Source organism: Flammeovirga aprica JL-4 (genome assembly GCF_012844305.1).
GTDB classification, from domain to species: Bacteria; Bacteroidota; Bacteroidia; order Cytophagales; family Flammeovirgaceae; genus Flammeovirga; species Flammeovirga aprica.
Window position 1 is genome coordinate 1 of sequence record NZ_JABANE010000408.1, and the last position, 580, is coordinate 580.

Annotated in this window: 1 protein-coding gene; it reads left to right on the forward strand. The window is 32.6% G+C overall.

Going from position 1 to position 580, the window contains the following annotated elements:
* A partial coding sequence (locus HHU12_RS34640) for a hypothetical protein (protein WP_169661234.1) occupies positions 1-580 on the forward strand: 580 nt, incomplete at both ends.

The window sequence follows — 580 nt, forward strand, 5'->3', positions numbered from 1 at the left end:
GAAGGTTATTTTGAAAAAGTAAATGCCCTGCTTGAAAAACAGATTGAAGAAAATAACCGCCTGCTGGAAGAGGGGAGAGAGGAGGAAATGAACTTTGTGGTGGATGCTTACCCTTTATTTGCAGAAAATACAGAGCGTTTATTAAAGGATGTAAGAAAAGATAAATATAAGTTTTTAAATGACTATGATGAAAACCTGATCAATGATAGACTACTGGCATTTTATAATTCCAATCCAGTAGATCAAATTAAACCTTATTTGGTTCTTATTCCTGCATATCCCTTAAAAATTATAGAAAAGGATAATCTTTCGAAAAATGATGTAGAAGCAGAATTACTTTCGCCTAGTTACAAGGTAAATACCGAAAATGATAAAGGATTTGTGAGTATACTTACACTATCCGGACAGATCCAAATTACAACAGATGACAAAATTGCTGTTACTCCTGTTACATTCTTTGACCCTAATAGTACTTTATTAGATTTTTTAATTGGCCAAAAGGGTTACAAAGAGAATGAGAAGTTAAAATTGATAGACGATGCAAACAAAGAAATAACCAAGCGTATACCAGGTATTCAAA